Source organism: Streptomyces sp. NPDC088732 (assembly GCF_044751205.1).
Lineage (GTDB): Bacteria > Actinomycetota > Actinomycetes > Streptomycetales > Streptomycetaceae > Actinacidiphila.
The window spans coordinates 24,091-48,928 of the sequence record NZ_JBIVLI010000038.1 but is presented as its reverse complement, the minus strand read 5'-3'; the positions used below and the strand labels follow the sequence as shown (position 1 = coordinate 48,928).

The window sequence follows — 24,838 nt, the reverse complement described above, 5'->3', positions numbered from 1 at the left end:
ATTTCCATGAGTGCAGGGCCATGCCTCGAGCGGGGCCCGGAAAGTCAGCCCCATGTCTTCTCAGGTCCGTCAGCCGGCCGACTCCACCCACCGGGGATCCCTGTGAACAAGATCCTCGTGCAGACGACGCAGGGCGCCGTTCAAGGCGTCACGGACAAGGGCGTCACCGTCTTCAAGGGCATTCCGTACGCCGCGCCCCTCGACGGCCCCAGGCGCTTCCAGGCGCCGCAGCCTCCGCAGCCGTGGGACGGCGTCCTCGACGCCACCGCTTTCAGCGCCGCGCCGCCGCAGGCCCAGATGCCTCCCCTGCCGGCGCTGTGGCACCCCGGCGACGACACCAACTGCCTCACCGTCAATGTCTGGACGCCCGATTCCGGGGCGGCCGGTCTCCCGGTGATGGTCTGGCTCTACGGGGGAGCGTTCATCTTTGGTTCCGCGAGCCAGCCCGAGTTCGACGGCACCAACCTGGCCCTCTCGGGCGTCGTGCTGGTGACCCTCAACTACCGCACCGGCTTCGAGGGCCTGGGCTGGCTGCCGGACGCGCCGCACAACCGGGCGCTGCTCGACCAACTCGCCGCCCTGCGCTGGGTGCAGGAGAACATAGCGGGTTTCGGCGGCGCCCCGGACAACGTGACGATCTTCGGGCAGTCGGCGGGAGGCAGCTCTGTGGCGGCGCTGACGGCCGCCGAGGCCGGCCGCGGGCTGTTCGGCCGGGCGATCGGGCAGAGTGTCGCAGCGGCGTTTCTGCCGGAAGAGCGGGCGCGTGAGACGGCAGAGCGGATCGCGGCGGCGCTCGGTGTTCCGCTCACTTCCGAGGCCTTCGCGGGCGTGGCGCCCGAGGCGATCCACGCCGTGCAGTCCAGGGAGGGCGAGGTCACTCCCTACGGACCGGTGGTGGACGGGGATCTGGTGCGCGACCAGCCCTGGCGCGGCCTGCGTGCGGAGGTCGACCTCATGACCGGGTACACCAGCGACGAGTACCGGTTCTTCGCCATGGCGATGGGCGAGGACCTGTCCGCCGTCGACGTCTCCGGTGTCGCGGCGATGCACGGCGTTCCGCTCGACGCCTACCGAGCCGCGTACCCGGGCGCCTCCGACGCCGATCTGTACCTGCTCATCCAGTCCGACGCGTTCTTCCGCATCCCGTCGATGTGGTGCGCACAGGAGCACACCGGCCGCAGTTGGTGCTACGAAGTGGCCTGGCCGACCCCTGTGTTCGGCGGGGCGCTCGGCGCCTGCCACCTGCTCGACGTGCCGCTGACGTTCGGCAACTTCCACGGCCCGATGGCGGGCATGCTCCTCGGCGAGGCCATTCCGCCGGAGGCGATCGGCCTGGCCGAGGAGGTCCGCAGGTCGTTGACGGCCTTCGCCGCCACCGGTGACCCCGGCTGGCCGCAGTACCGGAGGGGTGAGGCGCTCACGCGGATCTGGGACGTGCCCGTCTCGGTGGTGGCCGATCCCGAGTCCGCGTCCCGGAAGATCTGGGCGGACAAGGTGTAACGCCCTCCCCGGAGTCCGCCGGGCGTGGACGAGCGGTGGGCCCGCGCCCGACCCGGGCTGTGGGGGCGTCAGCGGTCTCCCGCCGGTTCAGCCGGCGACCGATGACGGCACACCCCACCAGCCCGAGGAGAACGCCGAAGGGGGTCCGCCCATGACCTGGGCGGACTGGATTGGTCGGGACAGGGTGCCACCGCTCACGCTGTGCTCGTTGTCCTGAACGCCGCCGTGAGAGGATCAGGTGCATGACCGATTCCCGCATGCAGGTCAATGCGCTCATCGTCGATGCCACTGACCCCGAGCGGCTCGCTGAGTTCTGGTCCGAGCTGCTCGGCAGGCCCGTCGTGGGCCGCATGGGCCCGTACGTATGGCTTCGGCGGGAGAACGGCCTCGGCCTGGGCTTCCAGCGGACCAGCGAGGCCAAGTCGGGCAAGAACCGTATGCACTTCGACATCACCTCGCCCTTCCCCGCAGCCGAGCAGCAGCGGGTGGAGACGCTCGGCGGGCGCAGACTGGAGCAGTACGACGACGGGGGTTTCCTGGTGATGGCGGACCCTGAAGGCAATGAGTTCTGCATCATCCCTGAGGGCGCTTTCGAGCTCGACGACGAAGGACGCGCGAACTACCTCGGCTGAGGCCCTCTGTATAGGTACAGCAACTCGACCCTCGCTGTCACAGGACGGTGACCCACCGATCGCCGCCTTGCTTCATGCCCGCCACCAGGGTCACCGCTCCAGCAGCCCATCGGGTTGGAATCAGAGCAGTGAGGTTTTCTCAATGAAGATCACTTCCACTGCCCGCTGAGGACGAGGGCTGCGCGGACGATGTCGCCGATGCGGGTCGGGCCGAGCGTGACGTGCTTGAGTGCGCGCCAGCGTTCCCTGAGTTCGGCGGCAGCGCGCTCGCCGAGGGCGCGCAGGTCTCTGATCAGGGTGTTCGTGGACCGGGTGTCGGTGTGCAGGGCCTGCTCGGACTGGCGGACATGATCCTGCCAAACCTGTCCTGCCAGGGAATTCAGGCCCGACCGCCGGCGGGACCCGCCCGATTCGTACCGGTCGAGATGGCTCGGTGTCCGCGTTTGAACCGAATGCCCAGTGGATCTCACAGTCGGCGCCTGCCCTTTGGCCGTGCACAACGGAGAATCCGCGGTTGGTCGCGCTTCCGCCGCAGTACCGTGGGCCGGTGGATGAGATGCCAACCCCGACGCCGGGTATGACGATCAGCGTTCGGATGCGCCAGGACGTGGTGATCATCGACCCGGAGCGCTTTGTCGCTTCGGCCCGCGCGGCATACCGGGAAGCCTCCGCTGAAATCACCGAGGAGGGGGCAGCCGAGGAAATCCGTGATGTCTACGACGCTGTCTGGGCTCTGCTGGACCGCTTCGGTCGACTCGCAGCCGACGCGCCAGCGTCCGCCGGACTCCCGGGCCAACGAGTTCTGGACCGCCCAGACGGGCTCTCACCTGCGGGCGAGTGGAAGCGCATCGTGCTGAACGATCCGCAACCACTCCAGGACTACGGCTGTTTCATGCCCGAGGGGTACGACCCGTTCGCCATCCCGCCAGGGGTGTGAGTCCGTCTACCGCGACAGGGAAGTTCGCAAGATCATTTCCCCTGAGAAAACCTCAATTCCCCGACGACGCGTTCAGTTCGATGACCTGGGGGATCATCGCGGCGTTTCCCACGTTGTGAAGAACCGTGTAGTTCACGGAGACCACTTTCCAGCTTCCGTCAATGCGACGCAGCCCGTGCGTACCCCGGCCGTAGTGAGTCCACGTGTTCACGTCTTCGCTTTCACCCAGAGCCGAGTGGTAATGCAACGCCTGCAGGTAGTACGTGACGGATGCCTCGTCACCGTCAACGGTGACAATCTGACTGGACAGCATGTGCACCACGACTTCCAGGGGCCTGAGCTGACGCTCCCAGACGTCGATCAGCGTGTCGGCGGCAACGACGCCCTCAGCCTCCGGATTGACACCCCCGAAGTCGACGGTGAGTTCGTCGGCCCACAGTGACCGCTCGCCGCTGAAATCCTTGGAGTCGCAGAGGTGAAAGTCCTGGTGCACTACGTTCAACACGTCGTTGTAATCCTGAGCGTTAATCAAGTTCCCTCACTTCGGTCAGAGCAGCCTGGAAGGCCGCACGGCATGAACAGATGGGGTACCTCACGCCCAGCTCACTCCACTTTGCAATCGGAACCAGGCACTCCGCACGTTATCCAGGAATCGCCGGGCGCGCCAAAAGCTTTCACTCGATGAAAATGTCGTTCACAGGTGCCGGGACGGCCGGCTCGTACGGCGAGGGCCCTTCGGCCGTTCTGGAACAGAGCTGATGCGCCGAGACATCGCGTGGTCCCGCCGGATCGCGTGACGTCACGAGCCTGGGCGTGGCCGACGTCCGGCGCTGCTACCTGGTCCGTGCGGAGGTGGGCGGATCCACGCGTGCGACCTCGACGGAAGGAGCGCTCCGCGGGCGCAGGCCCAGCACCAGGCCGAGGATGAGCACGGTGATCCCCAGCCATACCGACGGGCTCGGCGTGCCGCTGCCCGAGATGCCGCCGACGGCCGCCGCGGCCAGCGGCGCGATGCCGGTGAGCAGTCCGGCCCGCCCGGAGCCGACGGCGCGGACCGTCGAGTACCACAGGACGAAGGCGACCGCCGTCACCATCAACGCCAGGTAGCCGATGGCGGCCCACTCGGGACCTGACAACTCCCCCACTGCCGAGGGCCCTTCGCAGGTCGCGCCGAGAACGGCCAGGAGTACGGCGGCCATCCACATCGCGTGCACGGACACCCCCCACGGGGAGTGCCTGCGCAGGACCGGTACCGCGAGAAGGGTGAAGGCGGCCTCGCACGCCAGGGCCAGCGCTGCCCAGGCCACGCCGACGGCGTCTGTGCGGCCTGTTCCCTCCACCAGTACCGCTCCCGTCACGACCACGGGAGCCGCCAACAGGATCTGCCGGCTGGGCCGGCGCCGCTCCAGCGCCGGGCCCACCGCCGCGAGGACCACCGGTACGGACGCGACCGCGACGGCGACCACCGCGGGCTCGGCATGGGCGACGCCCCGGACCACGGCCACGTTGAACAGCAGCAGACCGGTGACAGCGATCCCGGCGAACCACAGCCACTCCCGTCCACGCGGCCGCACCGGCCGTGTCCCGGCGAACTGGGCGACGACCAGCAGGATCACCGTGGCGATCGCATAGCGAACCGCCTGCGCGGTGAACAGCGGGGCGTCCACCAGGGTGCGCGAAACGGTGACGCTGCTGCCGACCAGCGCCATCCCCAACATGCCGGGCACGAGCGGGGTGAGGGAAGCGGAAGGTGTGCGCATACCACTCACGCTGCCCGCACAATGGACGTCATGGACAGGTCCACAAAGGCATCGGTGGAGGGGTCCAATCAGGCGGAGGATCCAGCCGACAAGGCGCCGGGCCCCGGTGGTTCACCGGGTTCGGACTTCCTGCAACTGGAGATCGGCCACGTACCCGCAGGCGGGCGCACCGCCTGGCTCACGGACCGGCTCCGGTCCGCCATCGCCGACGGCCGGCTGCACGTCGGAGCGCGGCTGCCCGCCAGTCGCGTCCTGGCGGAGGAGCTGCACGTCACCAGGGGCGTGGTCACCGAGGCCTACCGGCGGCTCGCCGAGTCGGGACAGGTCGCCGGTCGGGGTCGACTGGGGACGGTGGTCGTGGCGGCCCCTGCCGCTCCGCCCGGGCGCGCACACGACGTGCCGGGGACCGGAGCCGGATCCGGGGCCGCGATCTTCTCCTCGGGCGACCGCGACGGCGTCGTCGACGTGCTGCGGGCCATGCCCTGCCGCATCGACCTGTCACCGGGTGTCCCCGACCTCGCCGCCTTCCCGCGCCCCGGGTGGCTGCGCGCCGAGCGTGCCGTCCTCGCGGACGCCGCCCCGGCCGACTTCGGCTACGGCGATCCCAGGGGCACGCCCGCCCTGCGCCGAGCGGTCGTGGGCTGGCTGGCGCGCAACCGCGGCATCCGCGCCGACCCCGGGGAAGTCGTGGTGGTCGCGGGGGTGGCGCAGGCTCTGAGCCTGCTCGCGCGACTTCTCTTGGCGGACGGCATCCGCCGTGTCGCCGTCGAGGACCCCGGATCCCTCGGGGCGCGCCAGCAGTTGGAGTACGGAGGCCACTCGGTCGTGCCCATCCGTGTGGACGCGGGTGGCCTCGACGTCGGTGCGCTGCGTGCCAGTGGCGCCCGGGCGGTGCTGCTGACCCCGGCGCACCAGTTCCCGACCGGTGTCGTCCTCGACGGGGAACGCCGCAGAGAGCTGCTGGGCTGGGCCGCCGAGGGCGGGGTGGTGATCGAGGACGACTACGACGCCGAGCACCGCTACGACCGGCCACCGGTGCCGGCGCTGCGGTCGTTGATGCCCGAGGGGGTCTGCTACGCGGGCAGCGTCTCCAAGCTGCTCGCGCCCGCGCTCCGCATCGGATGGCTCCTCGTACCGCCGGACCGGCTGGACGCCGTCGTGGCCGCCAAGCGGTACGCCGACCTGGGCAACGGCGTCCTCACCCAGCTGGTCCTCGCCCGGCTGATGGACTCCGGCGAGCTGGAACGGCATCTGCGCCACGTCCGGGGGCGCCACCGCCGGCGCCGGGACGTGATGCTGAGAGCGATCGAGGAGCACTTGCCCGGTGCGCGCGTGCACGGGACGGCCGCCGGCCTGCACCTCATGGTCACGTTCGGCGACCCGCCGGACGGCGCCCTCGCCGCCGCGGCGCTCGACCGGGGCGTGAAGGTGCATCCGCTGTCCTGGCATCGCATCGGCCCCGGGCCGCCCGGCCTGGTGCTCGGCTACGCGGCGGGCTCCGTCCACGACATCGAGGAGGGCATCGCCACCATCGGGGCCGCTCTGCGCGGGCTGCGTCCCTGAGGCCGCGGGGGTCCCATGGCTTTCCCGGATGCCGGTCGTGTGCCTGAGCACCCTCCGCAGGGCGTGCTCAGGCACACGACGGTCGTCGGCGGCTCAGTCGACCGGCATCACCCACACGTCGGCGATCGAGGGGTCGTAGTCGGCGTCGGTGTCCTGGAAGCGGATCCGCACGGTGCCGTCCGACGTGGCGGCGGAGGGTTCGACCACGAACTGGTGGGTGATCGTGCCCTGGCCGCCCTCGCTTCGCCTCAGGTCGACGCTGTGCACGGCCTTGCCGTCGATCTGGACGTCATAGGTCTTGCGCCGGGCACCGTCGAAGGTCTCGACCATGCGGACCACGAAGCGGCCGGTGGTCGGTACGGCGGCATCGAACTCGAACCAGCCGCCCGGGTAGGAGGAGTGGGTGTACCGGCGTGTCAGCCCGGCCTCGGTGTTCGTCCCCGAGTGCTCCGACGCCGTCAGCCGGTGGGCGGACTCCGACGGCCCGTCACCGAGGTCGATGTGGTCGCTCGACTTCGCGGGCGGGGTCGGCAGCGAGACCGCGATCGTGCCGGTCGCCTGCTCCGCCGCCGTCGGGCCGGTCGCCGCGGTGACCGTGGCCTTCTGACCGACGACGGTCAGCGGCACCGTCACGACGGCTTCGACCGTTGCCCGCTCCCCCGGGTCCAGGCGGTAGCCGGTCGGGTCCGGCGCCGTCCAGCCGTCGGGGAGGGCGAGCGTGAGCTTGCCGGACTGCACCACCTTGGTGCGGTTGGCCAGCACGGCGGCGACGGTGGCCCGCTCACCCGGGCCGGCCGGATCAGGCGCGGTGGACACGCCCTCGATGGCGACGCCGGGGGCGACCACCAGGCCCGCGGACACCGGCAGCGTCGCCGTTCCCCCCGCGTACCGGTAGGACACCGAGCCGGTGAGGTCGGCGACGGAGGCCTGAGCGTCGGTCGCCACCGTGACGTCGTAGGCGTGCTCGACCGTACTGCCCGCACCCGTGGTGGACGCGTGCCGGCCCACGGACTTCACCGTCCAGCCGCTGGGTGCCCGCAGCGTCGAATCGACTCCGGTCAGCGGCTGCTTGCCGGTGTTCTTCAACGCGACGTTCACGCGGACGACGTCGCCCGGGAGGATCTCGCCGGCCGGCACGTCCAGCGTGGCCACCGCGCCGACCAGGCGCGACGATGCCCGCGAAAGGATCTTCTCGATGCCGGCCAGTGAGTCACGCAGCTTCGTGGCCGCCGCCTTGTCGATCGCGCCCTGATCGGCGTACGTCTGCGTCCACCGGTCGAGGTCGGCCACGCCGGCGAGCGCACGGTGCACCGCTGCGGCGGTCAACCGCTCGTCCGCGCCCTGGGCCTGCAGGCGCCACGCGGCGTCGAGCTCCTTCCGCGTCAGGGCGGTACGAAGCTGCAGGTGCCCCTTGGCGATCTTGCCGAGACCGCGCACCTGCAGTGCGTCGACATCGTCGGCGAACGACTCCGCCTGGGCCCGGGCCGCCCCCAGGTCGCCGAGCACCGGGTCGACCGCGAACGCGTAGTGCCCCGAGCCGACCTCCAGCACCGCATCGCCGCCGGCCTGCTCGACGTAGGTCACGTCATGGACGTCGCCGATCGGCGTGCCGCCCTCGGTGACCGCCCAGCGGTTCGCCGCCGGGATGCGCACCTCGGCGGTGGTGTTCGCCGGCACGGTGACGTCGAGCTTCATCGCGCCGCCCGTCGTGTCCCACGCGCTGCGCACCGTGCCGTACGGCGTCTGGTGGCTGAAGTCGACGTGGTCGATGCCCTCACCGGGCTCGGGGGCGATGAGCACCTTGCGGTAGCCCGGTTCCGCCGCCGAGACGCCCGCCATGGTGCGGTACATCCACTCGCCGACGGCGCCGTACGCGTAGTGGTTGAACGAGTTCATCCCCACGTCGTTGAAGGTGCCGTCGGGGTTGATGGAGTTCCACCGTTCCCAGACGGTGGTCGCACCCTTCCCGATCTCGTAGCCCCAGGACGGGTAGTCCGTGTGCTGCAGCAGCCGGTAGGCGATGTCGGAGCGGCCCGCCTCGGTGAGTGCCGGCAGCAGTCCGTCGACGCCGAGGAAGCCGGTCGACAGGTGGTAGTCGCGGCGCTCCAGGGTCTTGACGAACTTGGCGACGATCGCGTCGCGCCGGTCGGCGGGGGCGAGGCCGTTGGTCAGCGTCAGGATGTACGAGGTCTGACTGTCGCCCTTGACGGTGCCGTCGGCGCCGATGAACGCCGCCTGGTACGCCGACCTGATCGCCTCGTAGCGCTGCTGGTACGCCGCCGCGTCGCCGTCCCGGCCGACGGCGGCCGCCATCTGCGCGAACTCCCGTGTGCTCTTGGCGACGAACGCGGTGTCGAGTACGTCGGCCGGGGTCGCGTCGTCGAGGTTGAGCCAGTCGAGATAGCCGCCGGCGGAGCGGATGTGGTTGGTGGAGTCCGCGTCGAGGAAGTCGACGTAGGCCTTCATCATGTCGTAGTTCTCGCGGATGACGTCGGTGTCGCCGTAGGCCTGCCACACCGTCCACGGCACGTGCACGCCGGCGTCCATCCAGCCCGCCGACTCGTAGCCGCCGTCGAAGCGGCCGGGGACCACGGGAGCGACGCCGGGCAGCGAGCCGTTGGGCCGCTGGGTGTCCCGCAGGTCCTGCAGCCACTTGCCCAGGAAGGACTGCGCGTCCATGTTGTAGACCGCGGTGCGGGCGAAGACATCGATGTCGCCCGTCCAGCCCATCCGCTCGTCGCGCGCCGGGGTGTCCGTGGGGATCGACAGGAAGTTGCCCCGCATGCCCCAGACGATGTTGCTCTGCAACTGGTTGACCAGGGCGGAGTTGGTGTCGAGGCTGCTGGTGAGGTCGCCGTCGGTGCCGACGACGACACCGACCAGGTCCTTGGCCGCGGGGGCCTGGTCGACACCGGATATCTCGACGTACCGGAAGCCGTGGAAGGTGAACGACGGCTCGAACGTCTCCGGCTGGTCGGTGGCGAAGGTGTAGTGGTCGGTCGCCTTCGCGGTACGCAGGTTCGCGGTGTAGAGCGTGCCGTCGGGGTTGAGCACCTCGCCGTGCCGGATCGTCACCGTCCGGCCGGGCTCGCCCTTGAGCGTGAGGCGGACGTGGCCGACCATGTTCTGCCCGAGGTCGTAGAGGTAGACGCCGGCGGTCGGCGAGTCGATCCGCTTCGCGGTCCTGAGCTCCTGGGTGACCCGTACGTCGACCGCGGTCTGCGGTTCGAGTACGTTCACCGGCTCGTCGCGGACGTCCGCCGCGGCCCAGTTCGCGGCGTCGAAGCCGGGCTTGTCCCAGCCGGCGACCTGCTTCGCCACCCGTGCGTCATAGGACTCGCCGTCGAGCAGGTCGGCCTCGCGGGTCGGCCCGGAGGTGGTGGTCCAGGTGCCGTCGGTACGGATCGTGGTGCTGGTGCCGTCGGTGAACTCGACCAGCATCTGGGCGATCACCGAGTCGTCCTGCCCGTAGACGTCGGTGCCGAACATGGCGACCTTGCCGCTGTACCAGCCGGGTGCGACCTCGGCGCCGAGGACGTTGGCGCCGGCGCGGACCTGCCGGGTCACGTCGTAGGTCTGGTAGTCGATGCGTTTGTCGTACGCCGTCAGGCCGGGCGCGAGTTCGGCGTCGCCCACCCGCGCGCCGTTGAGGCGGAGTTCGTACACACCGCGCGCCGACGCGTAGACGCGTGCCCGGGCGACCTTCTTGCCGCCGAGGTCGAACTCCTTGCGCAGCAGCGGTACCGGCTCGTCGCGGCGCAGCCAGGCCTCGCCGCCCGCGCTGTCGACGCGCAGGCCGCCGGCGGTCACGGTGCCCGACGCGAAGGTGCGGTCGCCCGCCGGGAAGGCGGTGTCGACCAGGACGGTGCCGTCGGCGCCGGTGACCGTGACGTCGTGGACCAGACCGCGCTCCGCGCCGCTGGTGCGGAAACCCATCGTGCCGGGGCCGCCGAACGTCGCATCGGTGCGCTGGTCCAGCTGCTTGCCGTCGACGGTGGTGGTGATCGTGGCGCCGTCGACGGCGATCGCGTAGTCGTGCTCGGCGGCGAAGTCGAACCCGGCCGGGAACGGTGTCGCCTTGAGGACCGAGTAGTTGCTGTTGCGCTTCACGTGGGGGCGCAATGCGTCGTCGGTCTCGCTGATCTGCCACATGTAGGCGTTCTCGGTGTCCTGACCGCGGAAGTAGACACCGAGCGCCCCGTTGATGTCGGAAGCGGTGAACTCGACCGTGTAGTCCTTCCACTTGGCACCCAGCGCCGGTGTGTCCGCACCGATCCACGCGGCGGTCCACGGCTGGTCGCCCAGAGCGGTGCCGAACGTGGCGGGCTTGCTCCACTGCGAGGCGGTGCCCCGGTCGTCCCACACCCGGACGGACCAGACGTAGTCGGTGTGCGGCTGCAGCGCGGGGCCGCCGTATCGGACACCGACCGACTGGCCTGAGGTGACCTTTCCGCTGTCCCAGACGTCGGGTCTCTCGATGCGGCCGGCCGAGGAGGCAACGCGAATCTCGTAGGCCCGCTGCGTGACCCCGCGGCGTTCGGAGCCGAGCTGCCAGCCCAGGGTGGGCGCTGTCAACGGGATGCCGAGCGGGTCGTCAAGGGCGTTGACCGTCAAATGGCCGACGCTCGTTGCAGCTGCGGCGGGGGCGGTGGAGGTCACGGGTGGACTTGCTGCCGTCGCCGTCGCGGGTCCCACCGCGACGAGGACTGATGCAGCGACCACCGCGGCGATCTGCTGACGCACGGGCGCTCCTCAAGAAGAGTCATTGAAACGCTTCAATCACACCCTGGCGGTGACTACCCCTCCATGGCAATGAGTTGGACAGATTTGATGAAACGGTTGCGCGAGATCAATGAATCGGTTTAAGTCGACGGGCCAAGCATCCCCGGGGCAGCGGGCCGACCTGGTGGCGTCCGGTGCCCGGCAGGCAGCCGCCAGCGCACGGAGGGGGCGAGTCCACGACCGCGAACGATGACGGCCGACACGGCGTATCAGGGCTCGGGGCGGGCGGCGGAACGATGGTCACCGCTCTGTGCGCCCTGTCAGCGCAGACCTCCGCCCGGAAACGGCCGAGCGGCAAGCGCTGGTGCGTCACTCAGGAACAGATCGCTCCGCCCGGGTCCGCGTGGTTCCCCGGCCTGCCTGAACGTCGCGGCGCGGCCCGGCCGACACCCGCGGCTTACCCGGCCACCTCCGCGACACCGTCGATCAGCCGCTGCACGTCCTCGCCGTCGACGTACGGTGCGAGCCCGGCACGCACCGCGCCCGTGTCGCCGAGCCCCAGCAGCCGCGACGCCTCCAGCGCGTAGAAGTTGCCCGCGGGGGCGTTCACACCGCGCCGCGCCAGCCGCTCGTACACCTCCCGGCCGGGCACTCCGGCCACGGAGAAGAACACCGTCGGCGTACGGCGTGCCGGCGCGCCGTACAGCCGCACCCCTCCGATGCCCGACAGCCCGTCCACCAGGCGTCCCAGCAGCCGCTCCTCGTATGCCTCGACCGCTCGCATCGACTCCAGGACCCGGCTGCGCCGGTCGCCCGAGGAAGAGGCGAGCGAGGCGATGTACTCCACGGCCGCGGTGGTGCCGGCCAGCATCTCGTACGGCAGGGTGCCCAACTCGAAACGTTCCGGGACGTCATCGGTGGAGGGCAGCAGTTTGTCCGGGTGCAGTTCCTCCCACAGTCCGGGATCGGCGACCACGACACCATGGTGGGGGCCGAAGAACTTGTAGGGCGAGCACGAGAAGAAGTCGGCGCCCATGCCGGCCAGGTCGATCGGCGCGTGCGGCGTCAGGTGCACCCCGTCCACGTACAGCAAGGCTCCGACCTCGTGAACGGCCGCCGCGATCGCCGCGATGTCGGGGCGCGTGCCCAGCACGTTCGACCCACCGGTCACCGCCACCAGCCGGGTCCGGCCGGACAACTGCTCCCGGACGGCGTCGACGCTCAACTCACCGCTCTCGGGGTCGAACGCGGCCCACCGCACCACCCCGCCGACGGATTCAGCCGCCTGGATCCACGGCCGGATGTTGGCATCGTGGTCCAGACGGGTCACGACCACCTCGTCACCGGCTGTCCACTGCCGCGCCAGGGACCGGGAAACGTCATACGCCGCTTGCGTCGCCGACCGTGTGAAGACAACACCACGCGACTCACAGCCCAGAAGGTCGGCCATGGCCTGCCGCGCCTCCGTGACGACCTGCTCGGCACGGCGCTCGGCTGCTGTCACCGAGCCGCGGTTGGAGATGCCCGAGCACATCACCGCAGCCATCGCCTCGGCGACCTGGCGAGGCACCTGTGAGCCGCCCGGCCCGTCGAAGTGGGCCACCTTCTCCCGCAGCGCGGGGAAGTCGTCACGGATGCGCAGGACATCGAGATGCATGCACCCATCCTGCCCGAGCCCGGACTCCGCACGCACGGTCCCGATCGCGACCGACGCATCAGTTCGCGGCCCAGTCGCCAGGCAGCGTGAAGTGCCAGCCGGGGCGCCAAGCCGGTGGCGTGCGGAGCAGGTCTTCCAGCGGCGTGCCGACGAGCAGGTGATCGAGTGCCCATCGGTTGGCCGAGTGAGCGATCACCAGGACCGTCCGGCCGTCCCAGTCGGCGGCGAGCTCCTGGAGGAAAGCGCGGGTGGCCGCGACGACCTGGCGGTAGCTCTGGCCCGCGGGGAACGGATCGTCAATGCGCAGGTTTCGCTGACCGGCGACGACGGAGAGCGCGTCGCCGTTGAGTTCCCCGTAGTTGCACTCCCGCAGTCGACTGTCCTGGTGGATCGGGGGCCGGCCGTGGGGGAACGCGATGCGGGCCGTCTCCACGGCGCGGTGCAGGTCGGAGGTGAACACGGCCGCGAGGCCGTCACCCGCTCGGCGCTCACCCAGCTCCCGGGCCTGTCGGCGCCCCAGTTCCGAGAGCCGCCCCGGTAGCCAACCGGTCGCGATGCCTGCCTCGTTGTCCGTGGTGGTCGCGTGCGTCTCGTAGACGATCTCCACCGCCATCACGCACCTGCCGCTTCCCGGAGGACGACCAGGTCCGTGGGACGCATCGGCTGCGCATGTCCTGGCCGCGGGGTCAGCGGGACTGCGAACAAGACGACCGGGACGGCCTTCAGGCCGAGCCGAATCGCTACGGCGACCCTGTGATGTCCGTCCAGCGTCGCGAACTCCTCATTGAAGCCGAGTCGGAGCGGTGTGCGCATACCGTGTGCTCGGATGCTGGCCGTGAGCGCTTCCAGATGACGGGGGGTGTCCACGATCGCCGAGCCGACGATCTCGCGATCCACCGCCCGGTATCGCGCGACGAGGGCCGTTGGCAGGTGAACTTCCGACAGCGACATGGAAGCAGCTTATTTCGCCGTCCGCGCCGTGAGCCCGGGATGGGAGCGCTCAGCCGTGCCGACCGGTCCCGGTGATGACTTCTCGCGCCCGCAGCCGTCACACCTGTAGCGGGACACGACAGGACGGAAGGATGACGACGTGATGAGTGCGGACACATGGCCGGCGGAGCGGGGCGGGAGCGGCCTTGGCGAGGGCGACGAGCCGGCGTTCTCCGGGCTGGCGGAGCGGCACCGGCGGGAGCTGCACGTGCACTGCTACCGGATGCTCGGGTCGTTCGAGGACGCCGAGGACACGGTGCAGGAGACGTTCCTGCGGGCCTGGCGGCGGCGGGAGACCTTCGAGGGGCGGTCGACCTTCCGGGCCTGGCTCTACCGGATCGCCACCAACGCCTGCCTGGATCTGCTCGCCAAGCGCCGCCCGGAGCCCGCGACCGGCGGCGAGGTGCCGTGGTTGCAGCCCTACCCGGACCGGCTGCTCGACGAGCTGCCCGCGGCCGGCGCCGACGAGCCGGAGACCGTCGCCGTCGCGCGCGAGACGATCGAGTTGGCGTACCTCGTCGCCGTCCAGCATCTCGCGCCGCGCCCCCGCGCGGTGCTCATCCTGCGCGACGTGCTCGGCTGGCCGGCGAAGGAGGTCGCGGCACTCCTCGGCGACTCCGTGAACTCCGTCAACAGCGCGCTGCAACGGGCCCGCGCCGGCATGCGGGAGCACCTGCCCGCCGAGCGGCAGGACTGGAGCGGCGGCGCCGAGGACTCCGGGACGCGCGAGCTGGTCCGTCGCTTCACCGAGGCGAGCGTGGCCACGGACGTCGCCCGGCTCGCCGGCATGCTCCGTGACGACGCCCGCTGCTCGATGCCGCCGACGCCGGGCCTGTCCCTGGGCCGGGACGCGGTGGTGACCGACTGGGTCGAGGACGGTTTCGAGGGCATGCAGGGACTGCGCGGCGTCCCCACGTCGGTGAACCGGCAGCCCGCTGTCGCCTTCTACCTCTGGAACGAACGCGAGAGCGCCCACCTGCCGTTGACGCTCGACGTCCTCCGCATCTCCGGCGGGGTGATCACCGAGATCGTCATCTTCCACGCCGACCGGTTCCCGCGGCTCGGGCTGCCGGAGCGCCTGTTGGCGGACGGCGCGGAGTAGTGCGGCGAGGGGCACTCATGTCGCGGGCATCCCGCACGCTCCAAAGCCTTGCAGGCGGCGAGGTAGCTCGGGATTTTGAAAACGGTTCGTGAGAGCCCGAACGTGGCCCGGCCATTCGGCGACTATCGCGCCGCAACCCGGCGCGACACCCTCCCTCTTCGCTCCGGAACCCGCCGCAAGCAGGACTGGCCGAACCTGTGTCCTCGTCGTGGCGGTCAGGGTGTGACGATGGCGAAGTCGGGGTCCGGGGCTGCGAGGTAGCCGAGGAGTTCTTCCAGTTTGCCCGGATCGCCGGCGATGCGGATGCCTGGGCGTGCTTGGAGGTCGGTAGGGCTGCTCGTGCCGAGGAGAAGGTCGCGCAGGTCGGCTTCCTCCAGGGTGATGTCGAGATGCGGGTGCGGCGTGGCGGGTCCGATCGCGGAGGTGTGGGTGAGGACTCCGTTGTGGAGTGTGAGCGTGATCGGGTCCTTGCCGTTGATGTTCCAGCGGACGGTGATGTTCGCGTCCCAGCAGCGGGGGCCGTCGATGCGGATGGCGAGGGCGTCGAAGAGCTGGTCCAGTGTCAGTGCGGCAAGGACGTCGGGCGAGGCGGTGACGGTGGGGGTGCCGACGGAGCCGTGACGGAGTTCGAGGGCACCGGTGAGGTAGAGGTTTCGCCAGGTGCCGTTCTCGCTGCCGTACCCGAGTTGTTCCAGTGCGTCGGCCTGGAGCGCGCGGGCGTCGGCGTGGTCGGGATGGGCGAACAGGACGTGGTCGAGGACTTGGGCGACCCAGCGGTGGTCGCCGGCGTCGAAGGACTCGCGGGCGCGGCGTACGACGTCGTCGGCGCCGCCCATGAAGTCGACGTAGCGGCGGGCGGCTTCGACCGGGGGGTGTTCCCACAGGTGGGCGGGGTTGCCGTCGAACCAGCCGAGGTAGCGCTGGTAGACGGCCTTGGCGTTGTGGCTGACCGAGCCGTAGTAGCCGTGGGTGTGCCAGGCACGTTCCAGGGCGGGGGGCATCTGGAGGGCCTCGGCGATCTCCAGTGCGGTCATACCCTGGTTGAGCATGCGCAGGGTCTGGTCGTGGAGGTAGGCATACAGGTCACGCTGCTGGGTGAGGAACACGGTGAGGCGTTCGCGGCCCCAGGTCGGCCAGTGGTGCGAGGCGAAGACGACATCGCTGGCCCCCGCGAACAACTCGACGGCCTGTGTGAGGTAGCGGGCCCACACTCGCGGGTTGCGTACTTCGGCGCCCCGGAGCGTCAGCAGGTTGTGCAGGTTGTGGGTGGCGTTCTCGGCCATGCACAGTGCCGCGTGGTCGGGGAAGTGGATGTTCAGCTCTGCCGGTGCCTCCGTACCCGGGGTGAGCTGGAAGACCATGCGAATGCCGTCGACGGTCTCCGCCTGTCCGGTGCGGGTGATGTCAGCAGTCGGCGGGATCAGGCCGACAGCTCCGGTCGACGTCGTCAGCCCCAGACCCGCGCCGATCTGCCCACTGCCGCCCTTGGGCAGTGCCGCTCCGTACATGTAGGCGGCGCGGCGGCCCATGGCGGTGCCCGCGTAAACGTTCTCGCTGACGGCGTGCTCCAGGAATCCTTGTGGGGCCAGCACCGGCACGCCGTCGGTGAGCTCCTGCTCGCCGACCACCCCGCGCACGCCGCCGAAGTGGTCGACGTGGCTGTGCGTGTACAGCACTCCCGTGACAGGCCGCTGACCGCGGTGGCTGCGATACAGCGCCAGGCCGGCCGCCGCGGTCTCCGCGCACAGCAAGGGGTCGATCACGAAAACCCCGCGGTCGCCCTCCACCAGCGTCATGTTCGACAGGTCGAAGCCGCGGATTTGGTAGATGCCCTCGGTCACCTGGAACAGGCCGTGATCCGAGCAGAGCCGGCTCTGCCGCCACAGGCTCGGGTTGGCGGTGTCCGGGCAGTCCTGGTCGAGGAAGCCGTAGGCGCCCAGATCCCACACCGAGCGCCCCGCACGGTCGCGGATGACGTCGTCCGAGGCGGTACCGAGGAATCCGCGCCGGGCATCGGCCAGATCCTGGGTGTCGTCGAACGGGAAGCGCGATGTCACCTGCTCGTTGGCCTGGGCGACGGCAGGTTGGGCGGGCTTGGCTCCGCTGTGCTGGGACAAGGCAGTCTCCCTCGCAGGCCCGGAGCACGATCGGCCACCGCGGCATGTGTCGTGACGCCTCGAATCCTCGCCCGGGATCTGCGGCTCCACCAGCGGTGCTGCGCTGTCGGGGAGCCTGACGCAGCCCTGCCGCCCGCGAGGCCTCATCCGAGCGGACCGGGCCGGCTCGCACGACGGCCGACCGCGCTGAATGATCGAGGTTCCATGGTCCCAGGGGTGAGAAGCGAGGTGGTCGGCCCGTGGCCGGGTGGCACGCGTGCGGCAGGCCGCGCTCCTCCCTGGCCCGGAACCGCCGGATCATGGGAGCCGGCCCCAGTGACGCCGGAAGTACCGGTTCGGCGATGCGCTCATGGCGGCCCAGGTGACAACCCGACGCCCTGTTCATTCGCGGGGCATCCACCATGCCCGGCGCCTGCACGGTCGAAGCATCGCGCTGATCCTGGTCGTGGGAGGCGGGTTGCTGGGGTGGTTCCTGCCGCTGTGGGAACGGCATCTGCCGACACCAGGTCTGGGATTCGACACCAGTACGGCGCAGGCGACACTCGCCTCCGTCGCGGGCAGCATGATCACGCTGGCGGGCTTCATCGTCACGGCCATCACCCTCATCGTGCAGACCGTCCAGGCCATGTCGCCACGGCTCGTCGCGGCCCTGGGGCACTTCAGCCGCTACCTCGTACTGTTCGGATTGCTGATCGGCACGGCTCTCTATGCGCTGGTCACACTCAGCCATGTCCGTGGCGACAGCGTCCCGCGCCTGAGCGTGACTCTGGCCGTTGTCCTGGTACTCCTGGACGCTGTCATCGTCCTGCGCCTGCTGGCCTCGCTCCGTCACGCCGTCACCGGTGGCGGCCTCTCCCGAGCCGTCGGGGAACGTCTGCGCGCGGCCATCGATCTGGCCCATCCCGCGGCCGCCGAGACCGGTCCGGAACCACGTCCGTTCCACGAGGACCAGGTGAACTCGTTTCCCGCCGTTCATCGGGGGCGGCCCTCCACGATCACGTGGATCGACGAAGAACGCATCACCCGGCTCGCCGCCCGCCACCACGTCCGCATCCGCCTGACCCACGCCGTCGGCGACTTCGCCGGGACGGGCCAAGTCGTGGCCGACGTGGAGGCGGAAGGGACAGATACCGACCCGCGCCTGGCGCGTCGGGTCAGCGCCTGCATCCGCTACGGTCCCAGCCGCAGCCTCCGGCAGGACGCCGCATACGGACTGCGACTGCTGGCCGACATCGCGATCCGGGCCCTGTCTCCCGGCATCAACGACCCCACCACGGCGGTCCAGGCACTCGACCAGATCGAGAACGCCCTGCTGCGACTCGCGCACCGGCCCCTCGGTCCCGTCTGGCTCGTCGACGCGCACGACACACCCCGCGTCAGACTGCACGCGCCTCAATGGGAGGACCTCGTCTCCCTCGCACTCGACGAGACCCTCCTGTACGGCTCCTCCACCCCGCAAACCGTGCGGCGCCTCAATGCCCTTCTCCTCAGCCTGCTCTCAGCAGCACCCCCGAGCCGCCGACCACCGATCACCGACCGCGCCGAGGCCTTGGAACGTCTCGCCGCCGCACGCCTGCCCGACCCGCTCCTCCACCACGTCGCGTCCCAGCCCGACCGGCAGGGCCTCGGCGGCACCGCTGCACCGCAGGACACTTCCGAGTGACGGTGCCGCACACAAGGTCCTGCGGAGCCCGTGCGGCTGGTCGGAGACCCGGGGGGCTCCGTCGGATGCCTCCGCGTCAGCGCGCAGGAGGCGTACGCAGGGCGAGAACGGCCAGGTCGTCGTGGCCATCGCTGGGATGCCGGTCCGCCAGGACGTCGCACAACTCCGTCAACGGAAGGCCCACGTGTGCCGCGGCAAGTTCGGCCAGCGTGCGCAGGCCGGCGTCGATGGGCCGCCGATGGTGCTCCACCAGCCCGTCGGTGTACAGAACCACGGTGGTACCGGGCGGCAGCCGGCGCGTGTGATCGCACCGGTGTCCCAGCGGGTCGACGCCCAGGGGCAGATCCGGCTCGAAGGCCAGGTAACGGGCCTGCCCGTCCGGGGTGACCAGCAGAGGCGGGGGATGGCCCGCCGTGCTCCAGGTGAGCGTCCATTCGTCCGACCCAGCGGGCTCGATCCGGGCCAGGCACGCGGTGGTCAGGCACTGCATGTCGAGTGTGTCCTCGGTGGCGTCCAGCCGCTTCAGGATGGAACTGGGCGGCACCGGACGGTCGCAGAGCAGCGCGCGGAGCATGCTGCGGGTCTGCGCCATGGCAGCCGCGGCATGCAGGTCGTGCCCTGCGACATCACCGATGATCGCGGCACAGGCGCCGTCCGGAAGAACGAACACGTCGTACCAGTCACCACCGATACGCTGAGGCCGACCCGCCGGCCGGTACACCGCGGCAGCCTCGAACGGCCGAAGATCCGGCAGGCGCGGCAGGAACAGTCGCTGGAACTCCTCACTCCTGTCCCGCACCCGCTCGAACAGCCGGGCGTTCTCGATCGCCACCCCCGCCGCACCGGCCAGCGCCACCAGCATCGCCTCGTCCTCCTCGTCGAACGGCAGATCGTCCCGACGCTCGGACAGATACAGATTCCCGTACACCCGCTCCTGCACCCGGACCGCCACCCCCAGCAGCGTCCTCATCGCCGGATGACCTTCCGGGAAACCCACCGACTGCGGATGACGCGCGATGTCGTCCACCCGCAACGGCTCCGGATGCCGGATCAGATACCCCAGCAACCCCCGCCCTCGCGGCAGATGCGTCCCCGCGAGCCGCTCCCGCTCCTCCTCGTCCAGCCCCGCCGTGATGAAGTCCGCCAGCCCCACCCCGTCCTCGTCCAGGACACCCAACGCCCCGTACCGCGCCCCGGTCACCTCCACCGCGGCCGACACCACCCGCGAGAGCACCACCCCCAGATCCAGCTCCCGGCTGACCGCGAGCATCGCCGCCATCAGCACCTGCAACCGCCGCTGTGCCCTCCCCAGGTCACGCAATTCCGCCGAGATCCTCTGCAGCCCCGGATCCAACGGAAACCGCACACCACCGTCCCCGCCCCTTTCCGAACCACCGGCCCCGTCCATGAACAAATCCTTGCATAAATCACATGAAGTGCCATGAAAGCCGCACCTCTCGACCCTCCGTCCGTGCATTCCCTTGTGCGGCCGGCGCGATGCATGGTCACCAGCCGCCCACCACTGTCGGGGGAAGGCGGCTCTGAACTGTCGTTCCGGATCACCGATGCGGGCCTGCGGGGCTGGAAGATCCGCACCGCGATGTTCCGGGTGCCACCTGGGCCGGCTGCCATACAGACCCCTGGAGGTATTGCATACAGTATCCTGTCAGGCTAACGTCTACTCATGCGGCTGACCAAGTGCACCGACCCGACACTCCCCATGACCACCGCACGGCGGAGCTGAGTATGGCGACCTATGGCGACGACACGACAATGAGGCGGATCCTCACCGCTGCGGGAGACACCTGGGCCCTGGTGGGCCTGTCCGACAACCCCGAACGAGCCGCCTACCGCGTGGCCGAGAAGCTCCAGCGCATCGGCAAGAGGGTGGTGCCCGTACACCCCAAGGCCGAGTCAGTGCACGGCGAGCAGGGCTACGCCTCCCTTGCCGAGATCCCGTTCGCGGTCGATGTCGTCGACGTCTTCGTCAACTCGGCTCTCGCCGGGAACATCGCGGACCAGGCCGTGGCCATCGGTGCCAAGGCGGTCTGGTTCCAACTCGGCGTCACCGACAAGGCCGCCTACGACAGAACCCGCGAAGCCGGCCTGCTCATGGTCATGGACCGCTCCCCGGGACGCGAAATACCCCGGCTCGGACTGGGCTGACACCGCTCACAAACCGCCCGCCACCCATCAGGCCCGGGCGGCCGATGGCACGTCGGCCGCTCCCGGGCAGAGTTGAGAACTCCCCCGGCCCGGCGTGGGCGACGGCCACCGACGAACTGCGCGCGAACATCCAGGAACTGCCGGCAGGCCTCACCGTTCGACGGTCGGCAGGCGGTGAAAGAGGCCCGCGAGTGCGGCACGGTCGGTGGTGGTGAAAGCGGGCTTGCCGACCGGCCGCTGCACAACAGCAGTTGCCGGCGGAGCGCGAGCATGTCGATGCCCTTCTCATGTCCGCTCATCGTCAGCGGGCCCGGGATCGCCGGGATGTTGCTCGCAGCGTCGTGTGCGTTCGCGGACGAGGCTCCCAGCAGGCTCAGCCGTGGAGGAAGGAGGTGACTTCGGAGAACGGTGTGGCGGTCTCGGGAGTGAAGCGCCTGGTCTCTCCTCGGAAGGAGCGGACCTCCAGCCAACTCTGGGCTGCCGCAGTCGGGAGCACGTCCAACAGTGCCTTGACGTCCGCGGACCTGAAGACCTTGAAGGTCTGCGTCCGCCGGTAGTCGGACGGCTGGACATCGAACCTGAGGTCGACGACCGGCTGTGGCCGGCGGCTCCAGTCGCTGTAAGGCAGTGCACCGCGGCCGCGGATTCGCGCGTCGACGAGGACTTCCGGATCCGCGTCGCCGATCTCGCAGTCGAAGATCGGGAAGGCTGTCGCGACGCGAGCGGCGATGGCCGGATACGCGATGCAGGCTTGCCCGAGTGCCGGCGAGCACAACAAGGCGTGACTGAAAGGTCCCACCGGCGTTGACAGCGGCACCTTGTGGTGGGACTGCCCGTCGAAGGGCAGGTCGCGCCCGGCGCCGAGGACGGCCAGGAAGGACGACACGGCCGCGGGGTCATGGCACTGTCCGCGCACGGTGAAGCGAACGGCGCTGCGTCCCTGGTCTCGCAGCACGAAGTACTCGTGGAATCCCATCGGGTGATCCGGGGCATGGCTGCGGTGGTACGTCTCGTCAAAGCCATCGATCGGCAGATACTCGGGGACCGGGGCATGCGGCCGGGTGCTTGACTTGATCACGTCGAGGACGGGCGTCTGCTGGTCAAGCTCGGCGGCGTCAGACGGCCGCTCGACCTCGGCGAAGCCCTTGCGGAGCCATTCGTTGATCTTGCGGGAAGCATGGCGGCCGGCGTGCTGTTCGTCGTCCAGCGTCGACGTGCTCGCCTTGCCGCTGGTGCCTATCACGCCCCAACGGAGGAAGCAGCGGATGCCTTCCTGACGAATCTCCCGGTACTCGGTCTTGGCCCCCCGCAGGAGCTCGAATCGCCGCCAGTCCGCCACCCGTTCCTCCAGCACATGTCCGTACCCGACCCCGACGACGCCGAGAGCCAGGGCGGGCCGAGCCACGTCCGGAGCCGCGATACGACTTATCGGACGGTCCAGCCGCGCAGCGTCACGGCGATCTCCTCCACGGTGACCTGGCCGGCCTCCGTGTCGCGGACGAGAGCGGCGGCCTCCTTGGGCGGGTACTCCAGGCGGTGGCCCTGCAGGGTCAGGAACCCGAAGGTGCTGACCCAGGCGAACTGCAGGTTCGAGTGCTCCAGGCAGGGGGTTCGGGCGAGTTGGTGCAGGAGCGCGGCCGCCTTGAGGTGGTCCGAGCCGTAGCAGTCGCGGTCCATGGCGCTGGAGTGGACGCGGGCCACTGCGGCGTACAGCACCCCCAGTTCGTGCACCTGCGGGTCGCCGTCGATCTGCTCGGCGACGTGCAGCAGGAACGGCACGTCGATGCGGTGGATCACGCGGCGTTCCCGTGGCCGGCCTCGGCGCCGTCCAGCTCGGCCAGGCGGTTGCGCGCGGCCTGGGCCGCGGCGCGGCGGTCCGTGTCGGGCCGGTCGTCGCCGAGTTCGGCGAAGGCCTCACGGGTGTACTCCGATGCCTGCCGGGCGGCGTCGAGGAAGACCCGCTCAACGGCCGTGGCACGGTCGTAGGCCGCGGACAGCACGTACTCCTGCAAGCTCATGTCGGCGGCCTTCGCGGCCGCGGCGATGGCGTCGTACTGCTCCGGGTCGGGGAACCGGAGGCTCATCGCCTTCTTCTCCGATGACGGCTTCATGGTGGCGATGCTACCACTGGTGGCACCACCGGGGAGGGGCAGCCCACCCGCTCAGGCGGGCTTCGTGTCCTGTTCGCCATGGGCGGGGCGACGGTAGGCGCCGTACCACCAGATCCGGGCGAGTTCACGGGCGAGGACGGCGTCATGACTGCCGTCGTCGACTTCGATGTGGTGCGCGATCGCCTGGGCGCCGCCCCACACGATGATCCGGCTGGCGGAAACGGCGTCGAGGTCGGCCGTCGTCATGCCGGCGGCCTGCTCGGACAGTACGGTGCGCAGCGTCGTCTCCTCGAAGCCTTCGAGGTTGGCGGTGTAGAAATCGCTCACCACGGAGTCGTACGACGCCGCCTCCCGGACCGCCATGATCACGCCTTGGTTGGCACGTTGGATCCTGATCACTTCCTCGAAGAACCGGGCGAAGCGGTCTGCTCCGTCCTCGCCCGCGGCAGGGTCCCACTGGCGTGCGAGCGCCAGCAGCGACTCCCGCAGGCCGTCGGTGAGCCGCACCAGGACCTCCGACTTGCTCTGGAAGTGCGCGTAGAACGTGGCCCGGGAGACGCCCGCTTCCTCGAGAAGCTGCTGGACACTGATGTCGGAGAAGGCCGTACCGGAATCGAGCAGCCGCTCCAGGGTGGACGTCACTTGCGCCCGGGTCGCGGCCGACCGCGCGGCGTAGCTGTCCGCCTGGCGGCGGGTCACGGGTCGCATCAGGCGTCCTCCGGTGTGTGTCGTGCCTCGAACCGACCCGTGCCGCAGTGTCCCTGCGCAGCGGCTCGCTCCATCTTCCCCGATGTGGAAACGGCCGCATGCCCGGTGGGGGCCCGCCTGCGGCTTCGTACGGCCGTGGGGCCGCCCCCCCCCATTGTGCACGGGCGTCCCCGGCTCAGCGCACCACGGGAAGGGCGTAGTCCCACAGCCGGTCCGCGGCGGCGGGGTCCACCGACCACTTCGCGACACCCGCCATCACGTCGGGGCCCCCGTCGACGACCTGCGACTCCTGGTTGTCCTCGAAGTACCGCCCTGTCACGTTGTCCAGGAGCGGCGAAGCGGCCAGCAGCACGGTGGTGGCGGCTCCCTGGGCCGGGGTCTTGAAGTAGTCGGGGGTGAGCAGGTTGCCGTCCGCGTCCATGGCACCCAGGGCCTGCATGGTCGCCTGGTCCATGTGGCGGGCCAGGTTGGTGTGGATCCACCCCGGCGCGCAGGCGTTGGCGGCGATGCCGTCCTCCGCCCACCGACGGCTGATCCCGACGGCGAGCAGCACGTCCGCGGTCTTCGACTGCGCGTAGGCGACGAACGGGTCGTAGGGGTGCCGCTCGAACTGCGGGTCGTCGAAGTCGAACCCCGCCCGCAGCTGGGCGCCGGAACTGACCACGACGACGCGCGGCTTCTCTGCGGCCCGCAATGCGCTGTGCAGTCCGACCGCCAGGGCGAAGTGGCCGAGGTAGTTGGTGGCGAGCTGCATCTCCCATCCCTGCGCATTGAGCTGATGCGTCGGGAGCATCATCACGCCCGCGTTGGCGACGAGGCCGTCGAGCGGCCCACTCCAGTCGTCGCAGAAAGCGCGGACGGAAGCCGGGTCGGCCAGGTCGAGTGCGACGGCCCGCGAGCCCGGCAGCTCCTTGACCAGCACCTCGGCGTCAGCGGGGTTCCGTGTGGCGATCGTGACCTGCGCCCCGGCACCGGAAAGCGCGCGCACCGTCTCGACACCGAGACCGGACGACCCCCCGGTGACGATCATCCGGCGCCCGCTGAGGTCGACTCCCTCGAGTACCTCAGCGGCGGTGGCCCGCATTCCGAACGGCGTGGTGATGAGCGTCATAGCTGTGCCCTGCCTTCACAAGATCTGGTTCCTCGCCCGGCCGGTGAGACCACTCACCGCTTCGGTCCAGGCGTCACTGAAGAGAAACCATACATCGTG

General features: G+C 70.1%; 21 protein-coding genes. 7 read left to right on the top strand and 14 right to left on the bottom strand.

Features of this window, described 5'->3' with window-relative positions; all coding sequences use genetic code 11:
* Window positions 1-102: 102 nt before the first annotated feature.
* Both ACIP9H_RS39875 and ACIP9H_RS39870 read left to right on the top strand, forming a co-directional pair.
* On the top strand, window positions 103-1,500 hold the full coding sequence (locus tag ACIP9H_RS39875; RefSeq protein ID WP_401592721.1) for a carboxylesterase/lipase family protein: 1,398 nt from the start codon (window positions 103-105) through the stop codon (window positions 1,498-1,500).
* Between the two features lie 242 nt (window positions 1,501-1,742).
* Window positions 1,743-2,132: a VOC family protein gene (locus ACIP9H_RS39870; protein ID WP_401592719.1), complete on the top strand. Its 390-nt coding sequence runs from the start codon at window positions 1,743-1,745 to the stop codon at window positions 2,130-2,132.
* 149 nt (window positions 2,133-2,281) lie between these two features.
* Here ACIP9H_RS39870 and ACIP9H_RS39865 read toward each other — a convergent pair whose 3' ends face one another.
* Entirely contained in the window at window positions 2,282-2,602 is a 321-nt protein-coding gene (locus ACIP9H_RS39865) for a hypothetical protein (RefSeq protein WP_401592717.1), read from the bottom strand.
* A gap of 77 nt (window positions 2,603-2,679) precedes the next feature.
* Between ACIP9H_RS39865 and ACIP9H_RS39860 the strand changes: the two genes are divergently transcribed.
* Window positions 2,680-3,069 carry a hypothetical protein gene (locus ACIP9H_RS39860; protein WP_401592715.1) on the top strand — a complete coding sequence of 130 codons (390 nt, stop codon included), beginning with the start codon at window positions 2,680-2,682 and terminating at the stop codon, window positions 3,067-3,069.
* A gap of 52 nt (window positions 3,070-3,121) precedes the next feature.
* Here the strand turns inward: ACIP9H_RS39860 and ACIP9H_RS39855 are convergent, their stop codons facing one another.
* Both ACIP9H_RS39855 and ACIP9H_RS39850 read right to left on the bottom strand, forming a co-directional pair.
* Window positions 3,122-3,601 carry a nuclear transport factor 2 family protein gene (locus ACIP9H_RS39855; RefSeq protein ID WP_401592713.1) on the bottom strand — a complete coding sequence of 160 codons (480 nt, stop codon included), beginning with the start codon at window positions 3,599-3,601 and terminating at the stop codon, window positions 3,122-3,124.
* A gap of 301 nt (window positions 3,602-3,902) precedes the next feature.
* Window positions 3,903-4,829: a DMT family transporter gene (locus ACIP9H_RS39850; RefSeq protein ID WP_401592711.1), complete on the bottom strand. Its 927-nt coding sequence runs from the start codon at window positions 4,827-4,829 to the stop codon at window positions 3,903-3,905.
* Window positions 4,830-4,850: 21 nt separating this feature from the next.
* On the opposite strand from ACIP9H_RS39850, the gene ACIP9H_RS39845 reads away from it, so the two are divergent.
* Complete coding sequence (locus ACIP9H_RS39845) at window positions 4,851-6,392, top strand: PLP-dependent aminotransferase family protein (RefSeq protein WP_401963824.1); 1,542 nt, start codon at window positions 4,851-4,853, stop codon at window positions 6,390-6,392.
* A gap of 93 nt (window positions 6,393-6,485) precedes the next feature.
* Here ACIP9H_RS39845 and ACIP9H_RS39840 read toward each other — a convergent pair whose 3' ends face one another.
* From ACIP9H_RS39840 to ACIP9H_RS39825, 4 genes are all read right to left on the bottom strand, one after another.
* Window positions 6,486-11,051, bottom strand: coding sequence for a family 78 glycoside hydrolase catalytic domain (locus tag ACIP9H_RS39840; protein WP_401963822.1), 4,566 nt, complete (start codon window positions 11,049-11,051; stop codon window positions 6,486-6,488).
* Window positions 11,052-11,571: 520 nt separating this feature from the next.
* The gene (locus ACIP9H_RS39835; RefSeq protein WP_401963820.1) at window positions 11,572-12,771 is read right to left on the bottom strand and encodes a cysteine desulfurase-like protein; all 1,200 of its coding nucleotides are present in this window, start codon (window positions 12,769-12,771) and stop codon (window positions 11,572-11,574) included.
* Between the two features lie 58 nt (window positions 12,772-12,829).
* The gene (locus ACIP9H_RS39830; RefSeq protein WP_401963818.1) at window positions 12,830-13,384 is read right to left on the bottom strand and encodes a histidine phosphatase family protein; all 555 of its coding nucleotides are present in this window, start codon (window positions 13,382-13,384) and stop codon (window positions 12,830-12,832) included.
* A complete protein-coding gene (locus ACIP9H_RS39825; RefSeq protein WP_401592701.1) occupies window positions 13,384-13,722 on the bottom strand; it encodes a ParB N-terminal domain-containing protein in 339 nt (112 codons plus the stop codon). Before ACIP9H_RS39825 ends, ACIP9H_RS39830 begins: the two co-directional genes overlap by 1 nt.
* A gap of 142 nt (window positions 13,723-13,864) precedes the next feature.
* Here ACIP9H_RS39825 and ACIP9H_RS39820 point away from each other — a divergent pair, with 142 nt between their 5' ends.
* The gene (locus tag ACIP9H_RS39820) at window positions 13,865-14,863 is read left to right on the top strand and encodes an RNA polymerase subunit sigma-70 (RefSeq protein WP_401963816.1); all 999 of its coding nucleotides are present in this window, start codon (window positions 13,865-13,867) and stop codon (window positions 14,861-14,863) included.
* A gap of 215 nt (window positions 14,864-15,078) precedes the next feature.
* On the opposite strand, the gene ACIP9H_RS39815 is transcribed toward ACIP9H_RS39820, so the two are convergent.
* Window positions 15,079-16,980, bottom strand: a complete 1,902-nt coding sequence (locus tag ACIP9H_RS39815; RefSeq protein ID WP_401963814.1) for an alkyl/aryl-sulfatase — start codon at window positions 16,978-16,980, stop codon at window positions 15,079-15,081.
* Between the two features lie 349 nt (window positions 16,981-17,329).
* Between ACIP9H_RS39815 and ACIP9H_RS39810 the strand changes: the two genes are divergently transcribed.
* Entirely contained in the window at window positions 17,330-18,643 is a 1,314-nt protein-coding gene (locus ACIP9H_RS39810; RefSeq protein ID WP_401592695.1) for a DUF2254 family protein, read from the top strand.
* Between the two features lie 76 nt (window positions 18,644-18,719).
* On the opposite strand, the gene ACIP9H_RS39805 is transcribed toward ACIP9H_RS39810, so the two are convergent.
* Window positions 18,720-20,051: a PP2C family protein-serine/threonine phosphatase gene (locus ACIP9H_RS39805; RefSeq protein WP_401963812.1), complete on the bottom strand. Its 1,332-nt coding sequence runs from the start codon at window positions 20,049-20,051 to the stop codon at window positions 18,720-18,722.
* 338 nt (window positions 20,052-20,389) lie between these two features.
* On the opposite strand from ACIP9H_RS39805, the gene ACIP9H_RS39800 reads away from it, so the two are divergent.
* Window positions 20,390-20,809 (top strand): CoA-binding protein, encoded by a 420-nt coding sequence (locus ACIP9H_RS39800; protein WP_401592691.1) that lies wholly within the window; start codon window positions 20,390-20,392, stop codon window positions 20,807-20,809.
* Between the two features lie 373 nt (window positions 20,810-21,182).
* Here ACIP9H_RS39800 and ACIP9H_RS39795 read toward each other — a convergent pair whose 3' ends face one another.
* The 5 genes from ACIP9H_RS39795 to ACIP9H_RS39775 all read right to left on the bottom strand — a co-directional run bounded on the left by ACIP9H_RS39795 (window position 21,183) and on the right by ACIP9H_RS39775 (window position 24,739).
* Window positions 21,183-22,214, bottom strand: coding sequence for a WGR domain-containing protein (locus ACIP9H_RS39795; protein WP_401963810.1), 1,032 nt, complete (start codon window positions 22,212-22,214; stop codon window positions 21,183-21,185).
* Window positions 22,215-22,234: 20 nt separating this feature from the next.
* Entirely contained in the window at window positions 22,235-22,606 is a 372-nt protein-coding gene (locus ACIP9H_RS39790; protein ID WP_401592687.1) for a type II toxin-antitoxin system death-on-curing family toxin, read from the bottom strand.
* Entirely contained in the window at window positions 22,603-22,920 is a 318-nt protein-coding gene (locus tag ACIP9H_RS39785; protein WP_360915789.1) for a hypothetical protein, read from the bottom strand. Before ACIP9H_RS39785 ends, ACIP9H_RS39790 begins: the two co-directional genes overlap by 4 nt.
* A gap of 51 nt (window positions 22,921-22,971) precedes the next feature.
* Window positions 22,972-23,628: a TetR/AcrR family transcriptional regulator gene (locus ACIP9H_RS39780; protein WP_401592685.1), complete on the bottom strand. Its 657-nt coding sequence runs from the start codon at window positions 23,626-23,628 to the stop codon at window positions 22,972-22,974.
* 175 nt (window positions 23,629-23,803) lie between these two features.
* Window positions 23,804-24,739, bottom strand: coding sequence for an SDR family NAD(P)-dependent oxidoreductase (locus tag ACIP9H_RS39775; protein WP_401592683.1), 936 nt, complete (start codon window positions 24,737-24,739; stop codon window positions 23,804-23,806).
* Window positions 24,740-24,838: the final 99 nt, after the last annotated feature.